Raw genomic sequence first — 14,438 nt, forward strand, 5'->3', positions numbered from 1 at the left:
TCAAGACTGAACGACAGGAGCACCCCCATGTCCCCGCTCGTCCTCCACCCCCTCGCCCAGGACCTCCTCTTCCGTGAGGCCCGCACCGCCAACACCTTCACCGCCGAGCCGGTGACCGAGGAGCAGGTTCAGGCGATCTACGACCTCGTCAAGTACGCTCCCACCGCCTACAACCAGTCGCCGCTGCGGATCGTCCTGATCCGTTCGGACGAGGCCCGCGAGCGGCTCCTGCGGCACATGGCCGAGGGCAACCGGCCGAAGACCGCTGCCGCCCCGCTCGTCGCGATCCTTGCCGCCGACAACGAGTTCCACGAGGAACTCCCCGTGCTGCTCCCGCACTTCCCGCAGGCCAAGGACCTCTTGTTCGCCGAACGCCCGGTCCGTGAGGAGTCCGCCCTGCTCAACGCGACCCTCCAGGCGGCCTACTTCATCCTTGGCGTGCGTGCGGCCGGCCTGGCCGCAGGGCCGATGACCGGCTTCGACTTCCCCGGCGTGCGGAAGGAGTTCCTGGACGACGACCACACTCCACTGATGGTCGTCAACATCGGCCGCTCCGGCGAAAACCCTTGGTTCCCGCGCTCGCCGCGACTCGCCTACGACGAGGTCGTCACCACCGCCTGAGCGGCTCGCCGCCCACCGTCACACACACCCGACGTCCTGCCTACGCCCTCGCCTTGCCCCGGGTGTGTCCCAGCGCGCCCAGCCCCGCTCTCGCCCCTCCCCGACCCCGGAGTCCGCCGTGTCCCTGCTCGACCGCGCCCGCCCTCTCCACGCCACCGCTCCGGGACCGGGGCGACGCCACGTACCCGCCGTCTGGCTCGCGTTACTGGCCACCCCGCTCGCCGCGAGTGCCAATAGCCCGGTCCTGATCCTCCCCGACATGGCCGAGTCGTTCGGCGTCCGCACCGCTACCGCGACCTGGCTCGTCACAGTTTTCGCCTGGGCCGTCGCCGTGGGCACCCCCTTGATGGCGGGGCTGTTGCGCCGCCGCGGCCTGCGCGCCACGCTCCGGCTGGGCGCGGTCCTGGTCGCGGCCGGCACGGCAGTCGTCGCCGTGGCGCCCTGGCTTCCGCTGGTCATGGCTGGCCGGGCGGCGCAGGCGATGGGCGGTGCCGGTCTGGTCACCGCGGCGATGAGTCTGGCGGGCTCGGTCCGACGGATGGGTGTGATCACGGGGGGCTTCGGGGTGCTCGGAGCGGTCGGGCCCCTGCTCGGCTCAGTGATCGCGGGAACAGTCTCCTGGCGGGTCTCCCTCACAGTCGGAGCGGTCGCGCTCATCGCCCTGCCGGTGGTCGCGCGCCGCGCCGACCTGTCCGCGCCACGGCAGAGCACCCCGTTCGACGGCCGGGGCGCCACCCTCTTGGTCCTGCTTGCCACGGCCCTCGTCCTCGTCCCGCGCTTCCCGCTCCCGGCGATAACCGCCTCCCTGGTGGCGGCCGCGCTGCTCGCCCTGCACATCCGGTCCCACCCCGCCGGCTTCGTCCCCTTGTCCCTGCTACGCAGCAGGGTCTTCGTCCTCTCCACCCTGCTCGCCTGCACCTTCGCGACCTCGTACTTCACACTCCTCTTCACCGTCCCGCAGCTGCTGCACGACCGCACCGACTGGTCGACCTCCACGATCGGCACCGGCCAGCTAGTCGCCCTCCTCACCGGCTCCGTGCTCTCCATGACGCTGGCCGTGGCCTCGGCCCGGCTGGGCCGCCCGCGTGTCCTGGCGATCCTGCTCGCCGTCGGAGCCCTGGCGCCGCTCACCGCCGTGCTGACCCCCTGGCCGCCGCTGATCCTGCCCGTCGCGACGCTGGCCGTGTTCACGACGAGCGCCGGCCAGGCCGCACTGGCTGTGCACGCGAGCCAGGCTGCGCCCGCCTCGCAGCGCCCCACGGCGATCGGCCTGTTCAACCTGGGCTACCAGTTGGGCGGCGCCTTTGGCCCGGCGATCGCATCCCTGGTTGTCCTCGGGGGCTGACCCCGCCAGTTCCCTTGCCCCGCCCGCCCGGCCGGTACGGCCACTCCCGTACCGCATGCCGCCCCGCCGAGGGCGACCCGTACGCTCCCGCACCACACGCCGCCCCGGCCAGGCGGGCGTCAGCGGGTGGCGGATCCGCTCGTCACGGTCGCCCAGTTGCCGTCGTTCACCGTGCACACCGTCAGACGGCGGTCGGTCGTGTCGCCGTTCCCGTCGAAGGCGACGCGGCCCGTGACACCGTCGAAGCCCAGCCCCGCCCCGGCCTGCGGCAGATTCACCCGTGCGTCGGAGGGAAGGGTGCCGCCGTTGGCCGTCACGACGGCCTTCACCGCCTCGAGCCGTACATCGCATGACTGACGTTCAGGCCAGCAGGCACGGCAAGCTCATACCGCTCCTTGTACAGTTCATGGCACTGAAACTATTCGTCAGGATGTGCGCGGGCTAGCCGAATTTCGCGGCGATAACCGTCGAGCTCCAGTCCGTCTACGACGCGCTCCAGGCGTACGACCCCAGGTTTGCGCGGTAGGAGGTCTTCTGAACTCCCGCCGCTCCTCCAGGCCCTGGCCTTCGGCGGTGCGATCGTCCTGATCCCGGACGGTGCGATCGTGCTGATCCCGCTCACCTTTATGTACGACATGCGCAAGCTGCCCATCCAGCTCCTCTTCGTAACCTCCGTGTCTGCCTTCATCGGCTTCAGCCTGCTCCTGCTATTCGTCCTCGATTGCCCCTTCGCGGACGAACTCAGTGTGATCCCGGCCCGGTACAAGGAGTGGGGCGCTCGCTCAATACTGGAACGGGTGAGCCGCCCCGGGCCAGGCGCGACGCGGACCGGAGGCCTGCTGTGCTGCGGGAGACGTCGGCGGTGCGGCACAGCAGACCTCATGCATGCAGCCGACGCACAGGAGCTGCGGCGGGCGACTCCGGTTCCTCGGCTGCGCGGGCTGGGGCAGGGGTTGTGCGGCCTGCCGCCACGCCTGCCGAGGCATGGGCGGTAAAGGGCCGTGGTCAGCGGGCTGCCGGGTCACCGCCCGGTGCGGCGCACCTCCCACCGTGAGACGCCGCCGCGTTCCTCGGCGACGTACAGCGTGCCGTCCGGGCCGAAGACCAGGCCGTGGGGCTCGCGGTCGGGGGCTGCGAGCGGGTGCTCGGTGATCTTGCCGTCCGGAGTGACGGAGCCGATCCGGCCGGTGCCCCACTCGGTGAACCAGCAGGTCCCGTCTGGGGCGACCGCGACGGCGTGGGGGCGGCAGTCGGCCTCGGGCAGCGGGAACTGCGTGATCTCCACGCCTGCCTCGCCCGTAGTGAGCCGCCCGATCCGGCCGGCGCCGATCTCGGCGAACCACAGGCTCCCGTCCGGGCCGGCCGCGAGCCCGACCGGGGCGACGCCGGGGGTGGGCAAAGGGTGGAGCCGGACCTTGCCGGAGACGGTGATCCGGCCGATCGCGTTCGCCTGGTTGAGGGTGAACCACAGGGCTCCGTCGTGTCCCGCCGTGAGGAACGACGGGAATCCCCCCTCGCACGGCAGCGGGAACTCGCGGACCTCGCCGTCCGTGCCGATGCGGCCGATGCCGTCGGTGTTCGTCAGGGTGAACCACAGGGCCCCGTCGGGCCCGGCCGCGATCCCGTACGGTCCGCCCGCGCCGCCGGGAAGCGCGTACGAGCGGGCTTCGCCGGCCACCGTGATCCGGCCGATCCGGTGGTCGCCGTACCGGGTGAACCACAGCGCGCCGTCCGGTCCGGCGGTGATCAGGGTGGGGCCGCAGTCGGAGGAGTCCAGCGCGAACTCCTCGACGCGGCCCGTCGACGGGGTGAGGCGGGCGATGCGGCCGCAGTGGACGAGAGTGCACCACAGGTGGCCGTCCGGTCCGACGGCCAGCGCGTACGGGCCGGAGCCGGCGGTGGGGAGGGCGAGGGTGCCGAGCGGGCTTACGGAGGTGGTCAAGCGAGGCGTCCTCTCGACGGCAGGGGGAGGAGGGGCGGAGCGGCTGTCGGTCGTCACGGACCGATGCCGGCCGCGGCGGCCACCGGGGCGCGCAGCGCGAGCCGGTCACCCGACCAGCAGGCGCACAGCCGCCGGTCGTGGCTGACGACGACCACCGCGCCCGCGAATTGGGCCAGCGCCTCCTCCAGCTCGTCCGCCAGCGCGGGGGAGAGGTGATTCGTGGGCTCGTCCAGCAGCAGGACGTCGGCCGGTTCGGTGACCAGGCGGGCCAGGGCCAGCCTCTGCCGCTGTCCGACGGACAGGGAGCCGACCGGAGCGGACAGCCGGTCGCGGGTGAACAGGCCCAGCGACAGGAGCCGTTCGGCGTGCTCATCGGGAGTTCCGGGGCGGCCCTCGGCGTAGGCCGCGAGCAGTGTCCCGCGGCCTGCTCCCACGTCGGCCTGCTGGGCCAGCAGGCCGACCCGGCCGTGCCGTCGAACGACCTGCCCGAGTTCGGGGGCCAGGACGCCGGCCAGAACCTGCAGCAGGGTGCTCTTGCCCGCCCCGTTCGGGCCCGTGACCAGCAGTCGGCCGCCCGCCGGCACGGTCAAGTCCACCGGCGCGAGCCTCCCTTCGACCGCGACGCCCGCTGCGGCCAGCAGCACCCGTCGCGCGTCGCCGGACCGGGCCGGCCCGGTGGGCGTCCCGGGTTCGGCGGCGGTGGCGGTGCGCGGTACTGCGGTGAACCGCAGGGGGTCCGCGGGCGCGGGCACTGGCCGGGCTAGCAGCCGGGCGAGCCGCTCTTCGGCGTTGCGGACCCGGCTTGCGAGGGACTGCTGGACCCGGCCGGCGGCGCGGTCGTACGCCATCCTGTTGCCGTCTCTCATGGCCCGGCCGGGTGCCACCCGTCGGGCGGTGACGGCGGCGGCCTCGCGCAGTCGGGCCGCCTCGGCCCGCCAGGCTGCGTGGGCCTCGGCGCGGCGCCGCCGCTCGGCGGTGCGCTCCGCGAGGTAGCCGGCGTAGCCGTTGCCGTACCGCACGGTCCGGTGCATGTCGCCGTCGACCTCCAGGAGGGAGGTGGCGACGCGTTCCAGGAAGACCCGGTCGTGGGAGACGACGACCGTGATGCCGCGTCGGGCGCGCAGGTGGTCCTCCAGCCAGGTCAGGGCGGAGCCGTCGAGGTGGTTGGTGGGCTCGTCGAGGAGCAGTACCTCCGGGGCGGCGGCGAGCAGTACGGCGAGGCGCAGGCGTACGACCTCGCCGCCGGACAAGTCGCCGACGGCGGACTCACGGGGGAGGCTCAGCAGGCCGAGGCCGTGCAAGGACCGCTCCACCCGGGCGTCCGCGTCGTACCCGCCGCGCAGTTCGAAGGCGGTGAGGGTGTCGGCGTACGCGGTGAGGGTCTCGGCAGTGGCGTCGCCGCCGGCCATGCGGGCCTCCAGCCGGCGCAGGAGCCGTTCCGATGCACGCAGCTCGGCGAGGGCACGGTCGACCACCTGCTGCACGGTCATGTGCGGGGCGAGGTCTTCCTGTTGCGCGAGGTAGCCGACGCCGCCTTCGGCGCGCAGGACGACCTCGCCGCGGTCAGGGCGCTCGGCCCCCGCCAGCAGGCGGAGCAGGGTGGACTTGCCGGAGCCGTTCTCGCCGACGATGCCGAGGCGTTCGCCGACGGGAACGGAGCAGTCGACGGAGTCGAGGATCAGGCGGCCTTCGAAGGACTTGGTGAGATCAGACGCCGTGAGCTGTGCGGTCACAGGGCGGCTCCAGGGGTTCGGGGGCGGGGATCGTCGTCGCGACGGTGGAGGGGTGGGTGGGGACGCGGTGAATGACCACGGGAGTTCTCCTTTAAGGAAACGAATGTTGCGTTAAGATGTTGGCATGTATTCCCGTACGCAGGCAAGCGAAGATTCCGGCCGACACGAACCGGCCACGAGGCGACGCCGGACGGGCGGCCGGAGCGCCCGCGTCCGCACCCAGGTCTTGGAGTCGGTGGGCGCACTGCTCCTGGAGGCGGGGTACGACGGACTGACAGTCGACGCGGTCGCGGAACGCGCCGGCGTCCACCGCACGACCGTCTACCGGCGCTGGCGCGACATCGGGTGCCTGCTCGCCGACGTACTCGACGCCGCGTCCGACGACCTGTGGAGCCCCCCGGACACCGGGTCGCTGGAGGGCGACCTGACCGCCCTCAACCAGGAGGTGTTCGAGGCACTGGCGGGCGGCGGGCCGAACCTGACCACGGCCCTGATCGCAGCCGGGTTCCGGTCTGCGGAGGCGGCGACAGCGCTGTCGCGGTTCTGGGAGGACCGCTACGCCCGGTGTGCGGTGGTCGTCACCCGGGCGGCCGCTCGGGGGGAGCTGCCCGGTCCCGCCGACAGCCGGGCGCTGCTCGTCGCCGCGACCGCCCCGCTCTACCACGAGCTACTGCTGCTCAGAGCATCCCCCGACCCGACGCTGCCGCGCCGCGCCGCCGCGGTCGCCGCCGCGGCGGCCGGTGCCGGCGCCTTCGGCACGCTCCACTGATGATCTGCGGGTTTTGCCGGTGGTGGTTCGGCATGGTGATGTCAGTGGGTCAGTCTCGGCCTTTCTGCTGTTCAGTGGGTTGTCGTGGTTGATTCAGCTGTTGTCATGGATGCCGATTTGGTGCTGACGTTTTTGGTATTGCTGCGGGTCGGTTTGTTGCCGGTCGGTACAGCGTGAGATGTGTTGTCGCTGTTCAGGGCCGTGATGGCAGGGGCTGGGTGCTGACAGTTGGGACGGGGCAGCCGTCCGAGTAGATAGCCGACCGTGATCGCGGCGGCCGCGGTGACGACGATGGTCAGCACGCCCACCGCATGCCGACCTTGGACAGTTGCTCGATTCGTTCGGGTGTCAGTGTCGCGGCCCTGCTCCGCTGATTCCCGATCCAGGCCCCCAGCTTGAGTTCCCGTACCTCCTGGTCCTCGCCACTACCACCGTTCCGTCCTCGCCGACCATCCGCTCGACGTGCTTCCTCGGGACCTGAAGGTGCCCTTCGCGCTCGTAGTACTGCCGGGCGGCGGCGTAGTGCATCGCCCATTTGTCGGCCTGGCTGGTCCGCGGTTTGGGTTTCTCGTCGTCGGTGGCGGGTTGGATACCGAGGATGTGTTCGCACATCAATTGCTGGACGGTGGTGAATTTGTCCCAGCCCAGCCGCTGCGCCCGTACCCACCGTCCGAGGTCCTCGCCCTGGTGTACGCACTCGCCCGGCGACATGGGCAGTGCGCCGCCGGCTTCCAGGTGCGGTCGGGTGAGGTAGAAGGCGCGTTGCCATTCCACGGGCCAGGTGGGGCACCAGGACGGGTCGATCTCCTCCAGTTGCTCGCGCCGCTCGTCCGACAGCGCCCCGGCCGACGACTCCACCGGCAGCCCCTCGGCACCCGCTGCTCGATCTCCTGAGCCTTCCGGGCGGCGGCCCGCGCGTTCTTCAGGAAGATGCCCACCCGGTACCCCTGGTTGACCAGACGCAGCGTCGCTCTTATGAGTGGTGCTCCTGCTGTTGACCGTTATGGCTTATTGTATTCGAACGAATACCCAGCGTGCTTGGCGGTGTGGATCAGGGGCAGTTCTTGAAGCGTTCCGAAGTCGCATGGAAGGACGCTTGGTTTCATGGCTCACCGGAAGGTGTATCTCGCCGTCGGCAGGACTCGCACCCGGATCTACCGCTTCGACCCCATCGATGGTGACACCCGCGTCGTCGAGAACGTGCGGCCCTACGAGGCCGGCTACACCGCCATGGGTGCGCAGTACCGCGGCGACGACACCGAGCCCCTGCTGCTGGCAGTGAGCGGCAACAAGCTCATCACCATCGACGTGGCGGCCGGCACCCTGAAGGAGCAGGTCATCGACGGGCTGCCCGACGGGCCCTGGTTCGACGGCGACATGGATCCCGACGGCAAGACCCTCTTCGCCGTCAGCAACCCCGGCACACCCAGCTACGCCATCGACGTGGTAGCCGGCAAGGCCACACCCCGCAACGCACCGGGAGGCGGCCGGTGGGACGACTTCGCCTACCACCCCAAGAACGGGCGACTGTACTCAGTGGAGGGCGACAACGGTGACCTGCTGTTCATCGACCCGAGCCGCCAGCCCATGAAGACCGTCCTCAAGCAGGGTGTTTTCCCGTCCGCGCAAGCCAGCCCCGCGGCAGGCTCCCGCAAGGCGTACTCGGCCACCTTCTTCGACCAGGACGGCAACTTCTACGCCGTCGACTCCGCTGGCAACGTCAACCACCTCGACTTGACCACAGCGACGATCCCCGACCACTCGCAGCGCATCGGACGGGGCAGGGTGCCCGTCGGCAACCTGGAGATCATGAACGGCGCCGGGCGCATCACCCCTCTGCCCGTCCCGCCCAGTTACGACGAGATCACCGTGACGAAGAAGTTCAACCGGACATGGGAGAACAACGAGCCCCGGGGCCGGGTCTACAGCTTCGACCTCACGCTCACCGCCGTCAGCAAGGACAGCGGCACGGCGGAGGACGTCAGGAAGTTCCGCATCACCTTCGACCTGCCGACGGTCAAGGCCGCGAAAGCCGAAGCATCCGGCGTGGAGGTCATCGCTCAGGACGGCAAGGCATACCTCAGCTCGGTGGGCGACCAGTTCCTCGCCGCGGGCACGTTCCGGCCGATCACCGTGCTGATCACCGTGCCGGGCGACCCGGCTCGCCTGCCCCAGGAGTACCCCCTCGACGGCCTTAGGGCCACCCGCCTGCCCAGCCACTGACACGGCACCAGGGACGCCGCCCTGCAAGGCGCGTACCGACTGCGCCAGGCGGCACTTCACCGTGCGCAACCGTCCCCTCGCAGCGGCGGGCGGCCACCGAAGCGGCGTCAACACCACCGGATCCGTAAGCGCGGACGGGTCACCAGATCACCCACGGGCTGCTGAGCGCATCGCCTCGCAGCCGGCGCGGGCTGCCCCGCCATGTGCCGAGCCGCCCTCTGTGCCCGCACCTGCGTCGCACCGCCCGGACGGAGTGCGCCGCCCCAGTGCACCCACGCCGGCACGTCAACCCCGAACACCCGCCTATCCAGTCCAAGCCCCAGCTCAGCCCGACGTGTATGTGTGCCGCGCCGAGCCGCGGCACACATACACACATCCACACAAAGGAGTCCCCACTGATGAGCCTGACCACCGCCCAGACGCCCGCCGGGCAACCGGAATACGGCGATGCACAGTACCCCTTCCACATCACCAAGAAGAAGAACGGCAGCTGCGCCTCAGGGGTGCCGAGGCCGCCCCGTCCCTCGTGATCGGCCAGGCCACGTCCTTCGACGAGTACGCCCGCCAGCTGATGATCCCCCCGGCCGTCATGGACCTCGCGCGCAAGGCCGAGGACCTGCGCCTGTCGGCGTGGGAGATCGAGGCGATGCGCAAACACCTCGCCCCCGCCACCGCACCCGGCGAGAAGGTGGGACTGCTGCGCCAGATCCTGGTGGAGAAGTACAACCACGACAAGACCCACCCGCCGTACATCCGCGTCGCCTGCACCGGCCGGGGCGACTACGACCACCTGGCAGCCGAACACGGCCACCTCCACCCCGACGACCACCCCAAGGGCGACATCGGCTCGCCCGTCGTCCTGGAGATCTGGCCCGCCCAGCACTACTCGCCCATCCACTCCCACGGCCACACCACCGGCATCGTCTTCTGCCTCGCCGGCCAGCTCGACGTCATGGTCTACGAGCACCTCGACTGGGACGCCCGCAAACTCGGCCTGCTGACCCTCACCCCCGGCCAGTGCGCCTGGCTGTCCAGGGACAACTACGCCGTGCACCGGGTGTACTGCCCGATGGACGGCGGCGGCGGCTCCACCGGCCCCGGCTACATGAACGCCTCCGCCGACTTCGGCGCCAGCTTCCACGTCTACCTCAACCCGTAGCAGACCGGCGTCGAGGACGAAGACGAGGACGGTGACAGCTACAGCCGTGACTCCTTCAACCACATCGACGAGGAGTCCAAGGAGCAGCGCCCCTTCGCCACCGAGTCCGACCTCTCCTGGGCCATCCTGCGCCGGGTCCTGGCCAACACCCCACTGACCTGAGCCCAGCGAGGACGCCGCCCTCTCTGCCGCGGCTTCGCGTACAAAGAGGATTCAGCGCCAACTAGACCGTGTCCGGTGAATCGGTAGACGATCTTGGAGCTGGGGCGGGGCACCTTGATCGTTCGCAGCGCGTGGGACGAGGCGATCTGACGAACGAGCAGTGGGCTCGGCTGGAGCCGCATCTGCCGATGAACGGCGGGCGGTGCGGCCAATGGAGCGACCACCGTCGTGTGGTGAACGGTATCCACTTCCGCGAGCGCACAGGTGGCCCGTGGAGGGACCTGCCCGTGCGCTACGGGAAGTGGAAGACCATCTATGAGCGGGCACCGGCGCTGGTCGGCCGATGGGGCCTGGGACCGGATCCTGAGGGCCGCTCAGGCGACGGCCCACGCGGAGGGTCGCCTGGACTGGAGTCAGGTTGGCGTCGACTCCACCGTCTGTCGGGCCCACCAGCATGCCGCCGGTGCCCGCAAGGTCGCCCCGACGAACGGCTCAAAGGTAGGGGCGGTGCCTGCGAGGCACCGAACTGACGAGGGCCTCGGTCGTTCCCGTGGTGGCCTGCCCACGAAGATCCACCTGGCCGGAGACGGCGGACGGCGCCCGCTCGGGCTTGTCGTCACGCCTGGACAGGCCCACGACGGCACCCGTTTTCGAGAACGTTATGGCCGAGGTGTGCGTGCCTCGCCCAGGTGGTGGCCGCCCACGCACCCGGCCCGACTCGCTGAGCGCAGACAAGGCATACAGTTGCCGACGTATACGCGTCTACCTGCGCAAACGACAGATCCCGCACGGAGAAGGCCGACCAGCTCGACCACCGCCTCGCCCACGCGGTTCAGCTGGCGGCCGACCGCCCGGGTTCGACCGCACGGCGTATAGACGCCGCAACGAAGTCGAGCGCCTGATCAACAGGCTCAAAGGCTTCCGTGCCGTGGCGACGCGTTACGACAAGCGCGCCTACGTCTACCACGGAACTGTCACCGTCGTAGCGATCCGCCTCTGGCTTTCCGACTGACGCTTCTCCGGTCACGGCTAGAGCCGTGGCAGCCGGTCCGTCAGCGTCGGAAGACGTCGCTCGTCGAGCCAGAAGAGATAAGCCCGGAGGTGCGCGGCGAGCTCACCCTCGAGGTACATGGCGTAGTCGCGGGCGGCGGCAGCAGTGCCCTGCCCTGACTTCTCGTCGTCGGCCTCCCATGCACCGCGCCGGTCCGCCAGATACTCCCGGATTCGGCCTCGGTCACGCCACCATTCCCGGACCGCTGCCGGCGTCCAATGCTCGTCGCCGTCGCAGCCGTAGCCAGAGAGGCACTCCGCCTCGGCAGCATCGACCAACTGCCGGAGCTCCTCCGCACTACGGGGCTGCTGGTAGACGTACTCGGTGAAGTACTCACCCTCATAGAGCACGAGTCCCGGGGCATGGATTCGGCCCGTACCGCAGTTGTCGGTGTCGGCCCCGTAGAACGGTCCGGGCACGTTGAGCCACTTCCGATCCGTCCACCGCCCCTGGAACGACTCGCGCGCGTCACCTAGCAGCGGCACCGGATCGAAGTAGAGCTTCACAGCAGAAGGGTAGCCAGGAAGAAGGATTCACCGGACAGAACCTAATCTCTGCTAGCGGGAGGTGACCAAGCTGCTGCCGTCGGGTGCCGATTGGGCGGATGATCGGCTGCCAACCGCGTACCTGTTCACACTCCGAATCGCACACGCCCCCACCCTGAGTGCGACACCGCGGGTGATTGTCACTGGGGCGCTGCGATAGTTGTCATCGGGGGTGGGGTGTCGTTCGTGCTGGTCAGGGGTGGGTTGGCTCCTGGTGGTGACATTGTGGTGCGGTGTCTATGGGGTGGGTCGGCCGGCGTCCGGGGTTCGGGTGGGCCGTTGTTGTCCGGTCTCAGAACCCGACCATCGACTTGTCCAGTACTCCGCCTGTCGCGCCGTACAGGCTGCACTTTGGGGAGTGTCCGGATCTTCTTCGGAGTGTGAAGCCGAGCAGGAAGAAGGCGAGGAAGAGCCCTCCTTCGACCGCGGCGACGACTGGGTTGTAGATGAAGTACACGAAAGCGGCGATGCCCAGCCAGACCACGATGGGCAGCATCGCAGGACGCCGTGTGCGGCTTTACGGTGCCGGTGTGGACCCTTACGCGGGTCGGAGACGCGGCGGCCGGCCCCTGACCGACCCTCAGCGTGTCCTGGCCTAGCGTACGCCGTACGCGCCGAGCTCCTGGGCACCGAAGCAGGTCACGGCGACGGCGAGGGTCTGAGCGTGGCCGGCGTGGTCGCCTGGTGGCGGTGTAGCTCGCTCTTCAGGCGCGAGCGGACTGAGGCCGGCGGTCCGAACCTCTTCATGGTGAGCGTCCCGGCTGCCCCGTGACAGTGAACTTGGACCGGCTGCCAACGAAGTTGGACGGATTCATGGGTAAGCGTGAATCCAGTATTCGATCGAATGCCACAGGCAGCTGCCACGGACGGGTGGGGAACGACATGTCGCACATGCAGCTCTTGGCCAAAGGAGCGGGGCAGGGTTCTCCGTCCTTCTGGATCATCGCCATCGTTTTGATCGTCATCGTCGGAGTGGCGTTCCTGGTGACAAGGGCGCGCAGGAGATAGAACGCGGGATGCAGGCCGTCCATCTTCGATGGCAGCTGATCCAACTTCGATGTCGGAGGACACCGGCGCCGCTCATCAGCGTGTCCGTGGTGCGCCCCGGCCTGTGTGGCTCACAGGGTGTTTTGCCTGGTGGGTGGGCAGGGTGTGAGGGTCTCTCCACGGCCCGGTCTGGTGGTGCGCCGGCCACGTCCTGGTGGTGCTCGTGGTCCTGGTCCTCGGGCTCGTCCTGACGGTGCCTGGAGCGCGGTGGCCGACCTCCTCGACCAGGCCTCCTCGACCCGGCTGGGCTTCCTCGCTCGGGGCCCGGCGCGGTGGTCGGCACCTGATAGGCGTCGTGTGTTTTCAGTGGGGGGCGTCAGTTGTCTGCACTGGGTGTGTGAGGTGTCCTTGCTGGTGGTTGGTGTGGGTGGGTTTGTAGGGGTGTCGTTTTCTTGGTGATGGTTGCTGTCGTTTTCCAGTGAAGGTTGGCTGTCGTTCGTGTAGTGCGTGGGGTCAGTGGAGCGTGCACGCTGAGTGACGGGGCTCGGGCGAGGCGGCCGTGGGGAAGTTGCCCGGTGGCTGCGTAGGTGACAGCGGGGAGCACTTGTCGGTGGGTTTCGAGAACGACGACGAGGCAGATGCCTCGGAATTGTTCGCGAGAAGTAGGAGCAGTCAGATGGTTCGCGTCGGCTCGGCGGCAGGTCTGCGAGGCTGACAGTTAGGGCAGTCCGATCGGTGCTGCCCTCAGCGGTTGACCGTTGAGTTCCTCACGGCCCGCGTCGTCCCACCAAAGCTCACCTTTGGTGGTGAGGTAGGGATGCAGCCCGCGCACGTCACCGCCTTCGTGGAGCACATGGGCGACCGCGTGGAGAAGGCCCGCAAGAGCAGGCCAGGAATCGGTGAAGTCGCCGCCACCACCGTGGCCTGCCCAACCGAGACGCCCGGCGCCCGGGCCAGGACGTTGGTCGATCACCTGTGCCCCGCCATCGGCGCTCTCGGCCCAGGGAACCCAGAGCGGGTGCCACCACGGCTCGTCGTCCCAGGGGCGACGGGTCAGCCCATCGTTCTCCGCCGCGACATCCATGCAGGTCTGCCAATGGTTCACGATGCCGCTCACAGAGAGCGGTGACTGCTTCCGGCAGGAAGGTCGCCCAGGCGCTCACCCCGTCATGGCAGTGCAGAGACTCAGCAAGATCACCAGGCAGGGGGATGCCGAGGAGTCGCTCCGCCCGCTCGATGTCATCCCGTGTCGCAGGCGGATTGAGTAGGGCGAAATCGAACGCCGCGTGGGTCGCCAGCCAGGCGTCGATCCGGCGCCAGGATTCCGACGGGGGCAAGATCTGCTGTGCCATGACGCCATCCTGCCCCACGTCTGCGACGAGACGGATCGAGGCCCCTGCCCTGATGAAGCGAGGTCAGCCGACGACCTGTTGCTCGGCTCGTGCTCGGGTGGTGGCGAGACGATAGGAGTCGGTGCCGGTCTCGATGATGTTGCTGCCGAAGGTGAGGCGATCGACGATCGCAGCGCAGAGGCGGGGGTCGATTCCGACGTCCGGAGCGCGGGGGCTCAGAAACGCAATTGCGCCCCGGCGCCGGGGGGCGTCAGCTCTGCGACGTCCGCCTCCTTGGGGACGGACCGGCGTCTCAGGCACCACTCGGAGGAAGAGTTTCCCCAACGTGTCTGGCACCAACCGCTGCCTCATCTCCATGGCATCACAACGAGTGGTCCGGCTGACGGGAGCCATGAGATGTGGTCGATGCTGTCTGAGACGTTGCCCGACAGCATCTTCGAGGAACCATGACCGACTAGTACTGCAACGGTCTTTGGTCTGATGGTTGGGTAGTTTCTGGTGGTGTGTGGCCGCGTTGTTTGTAGTGGCTGAGGCGGGCTTGGTGTTGTC

At 69.3% G+C, this 14,438-nt stretch carries 15 protein-coding genes and 2 pseudogenes; 7 read left to right on the top strand and 10 right to left on the bottom strand.

The window, feature by feature from the left end:
• Window positions 1-27: 27 nt before the first annotated feature.
• Window positions 28-621 carry a malonic semialdehyde reductase gene (locus ACFWV2_RS30285; protein ID WP_384409795.1) on the top strand — a complete coding sequence of 198 codons (594 nt, stop codon included), beginning with the start codon at window positions 28-30 and terminating at the stop codon, window positions 619-621.
• 118 nt (window positions 622-739) lie between these two features.
• Window positions 740-1,966, top strand: coding sequence for an MFS transporter (locus tag ACFWV2_RS30290; protein WP_384409797.1), 1,227 nt, complete (start codon window positions 740-742; stop codon window positions 1,964-1,966).
• Between the two features lie 119 nt (window positions 1,967-2,085).
• Here ACFWV2_RS30290 and ACFWV2_RS30295 read toward each other — a convergent pair whose 3' ends face one another.
• The 3 genes from ACFWV2_RS30295 to ACFWV2_RS30305 form a co-directional block, all read right to left on the bottom strand.
• Window positions 2,086-2,283, bottom strand: coding sequence for a hypothetical protein (locus ACFWV2_RS30295; protein ID WP_384409799.1), 198 nt, complete (start codon window positions 2,281-2,283; stop codon window positions 2,086-2,088).
• 704 nt (window positions 2,284-2,987) lie between these two features.
• Window positions 2,988-3,908, bottom strand: a complete 921-nt coding sequence (locus ACFWV2_RS30300) for a virginiamycin B lyase (protein WP_384409801.1) — start codon at window positions 3,906-3,908, stop codon at window positions 2,988-2,990.
• 53 nt (window positions 3,909-3,961) lie between these two features.
• Window positions 3,962-5,641, bottom strand: coding sequence for an ABC-F family ATP-binding cassette domain-containing protein (locus tag ACFWV2_RS30305; protein ID WP_384409803.1), 1,680 nt, complete (start codon window positions 5,639-5,641; stop codon window positions 3,962-3,964).
• A gap of 124 nt (window positions 5,642-5,765) precedes the next feature.
• Here ACFWV2_RS30305 and ACFWV2_RS30310 point away from each other — a divergent pair, with 124 nt between their 5' ends.
• On the top strand, window positions 5,766-6,410 hold the full coding sequence (locus tag ACFWV2_RS30310; protein ID WP_384409805.1) for a TetR/AcrR family transcriptional regulator: 645 nt from the start codon (window positions 5,766-5,768) through the stop codon (window positions 6,408-6,410).
• A gap of 71 nt (window positions 6,411-6,481) precedes the next feature.
• Here the strand turns inward: ACFWV2_RS30310 and ACFWV2_RS30315 are convergent, their stop codons facing one another.
• From ACFWV2_RS30315 to ACFWV2_RS30325, 3 genes are read right to left on the bottom strand one after another with little or no spacing between them, the layout of a single operon-like run.
• Window positions 6,482-6,718 carry a hypothetical protein gene (locus tag ACFWV2_RS30315; protein ID WP_384409821.1) on the bottom strand — a complete coding sequence of 79 codons (237 nt, stop codon included), beginning with the start codon at window positions 6,716-6,718 and terminating at the stop codon, window positions 6,482-6,484.
• Window positions 6,706-6,804, bottom strand: a complete 99-nt coding sequence (locus tag ACFWV2_RS30320; protein WP_384409819.1) for a helicase associated domain-containing protein — start codon at window positions 6,802-6,804, stop codon at window positions 6,706-6,708. Before ACFWV2_RS30320 ends, ACFWV2_RS30315 begins: the two co-directional genes overlap by 13 nt.
• Window positions 6,759-7,268 (bottom strand): helicase associated domain-containing protein, encoded by a 510-nt coding sequence (locus ACFWV2_RS30325; RefSeq protein ID WP_384409823.1) that lies wholly within the window; start codon window positions 7,266-7,268, stop codon window positions 6,759-6,761. Before ACFWV2_RS30325 ends, ACFWV2_RS30320 begins: the two co-directional genes overlap by 46 nt.
• 246 nt (window positions 7,269-7,514) lie before the next feature.
• On the opposite strand from ACFWV2_RS30325, the gene ACFWV2_RS30330 reads away from it, so the two are divergent.
• The 4 genes and pseudogenes from ACFWV2_RS30330 to ACFWV2_RS30345 all read left to right on the top strand — a co-directional run bounded on the left by ACFWV2_RS30330 (window position 7,515) and on the right by ACFWV2_RS30345 (window position 10,966).
• Complete coding sequence (locus ACFWV2_RS30330; RefSeq protein WP_384409807.1) at window positions 7,515-8,633, top strand: YncE family protein; 1,119 nt, start codon at window positions 7,515-7,517, stop codon at window positions 8,631-8,633.
• Window positions 8,634-9,031: 398 nt separating this feature from the next.
• On the top strand, window positions 9,032-9,163 hold the full coding sequence (locus tag ACFWV2_RS30335; protein ID WP_384409809.1) for a hypothetical protein: 132 nt from the start codon (window positions 9,032-9,034) through the stop codon (window positions 9,161-9,163).
• On the top strand, window positions 9,160-9,792 hold the full coding sequence (locus ACFWV2_RS30340) for a hypothetical protein (protein ID WP_384409811.1): 633 nt from the start codon (window positions 9,160-9,162) through the stop codon (window positions 9,790-9,792). Before ACFWV2_RS30335 ends, ACFWV2_RS30340 begins: the two co-directional genes overlap by 4 nt.
• A gap of 293 nt (window positions 9,793-10,085) precedes the next feature.
• Window positions 10,086-10,966: pseudogene (locus ACFWV2_RS30345) on the top strand (IS5 family transposase).
• A 17-nt stretch (window positions 10,967-10,983) separates the two neighbouring features.
• Here ACFWV2_RS30345 and ACFWV2_RS30350 read toward each other — a convergent pair.
• The 4 genes and pseudogenes from ACFWV2_RS30350 to ACFWV2_RS30365 all read right to left on the bottom strand — a co-directional run.
• Window positions 10,984-11,511, bottom strand: coding sequence for a ferredoxin (locus ACFWV2_RS30350; protein WP_384409813.1), 528 nt, complete (start codon window positions 11,509-11,511; stop codon window positions 10,984-10,986).
• 331 nt (window positions 11,512-11,842) lie between these two features.
• Window positions 11,843-12,046 carry a hypothetical protein gene (locus ACFWV2_RS30355; protein ID WP_384409815.1) on the bottom strand — a complete coding sequence of 68 codons (204 nt, stop codon included), beginning with the start codon at window positions 12,044-12,046 and terminating at the stop codon, window positions 11,843-11,845.
• Window positions 12,047-13,255: 1,209 nt separating this feature from the next.
• The gene (locus ACFWV2_RS30360; protein ID WP_384409817.1) at window positions 13,256-13,654 is read right to left on the bottom strand and encodes a hypothetical protein; all 399 of its coding nucleotides are present in this window, start codon (window positions 13,652-13,654) and stop codon (window positions 13,256-13,258) included.
• Between the two features lie 298 nt (window positions 13,655-13,952).
• Window positions 13,953-14,078: pseudogene (locus ACFWV2_RS30365) on the bottom strand (AAA family ATPase); the annotation flags it as partial.
• Window positions 14,079-14,438 lie beyond the last annotated feature (360 nt).

This window comes from Streptomyces sp. NPDC058671, assembly GCF_042716475.1.
In the GTDB taxonomy this organism is placed as follows: Bacteria; Actinomycetota; Actinomycetes; order Streptomycetales; family Streptomycetaceae; genus Streptomyces.

What these genes read in the sequence shown, in the direction of transcription:
- ACFWV2_RS30285 (WP_384409795.1), top strand. Translation starts at nt 28, where the DNA reads ATGTCCCCGCTCGTCCTCCACCCCCTCGCCCAGGACCTCCTCTTCCGT.
- ACFWV2_RS30310 (WP_384409805.1), top strand. Translation starts at nt 5,766, where the DNA reads ATGTATTCCCGTACGCAGGCAAGCGAAGATTCCGGCCGACACGAACCG.
- ACFWV2_RS30330 (WP_384409807.1), top strand. Translation starts at nt 7,515, where the DNA reads ATGGCTCACCGGAAGGTGTATCTCGCCGTCGGCAGGACTCGCACCCGG.
- ACFWV2_RS30335 (WP_384409809.1), top strand. Translation starts at nt 9,032, where the DNA reads ATGAGCCTGACCACCGCCCAGACGCCCGCCGGGCAACCGGAATACGGC.
- ACFWV2_RS30355 (WP_384409815.1), bottom strand. Translation starts at nt 12,046, where the DNA reads ATGCTGCCCATCGTGGTCTGGCTGGGCATCGCCGCTTTCGTGTACTTC.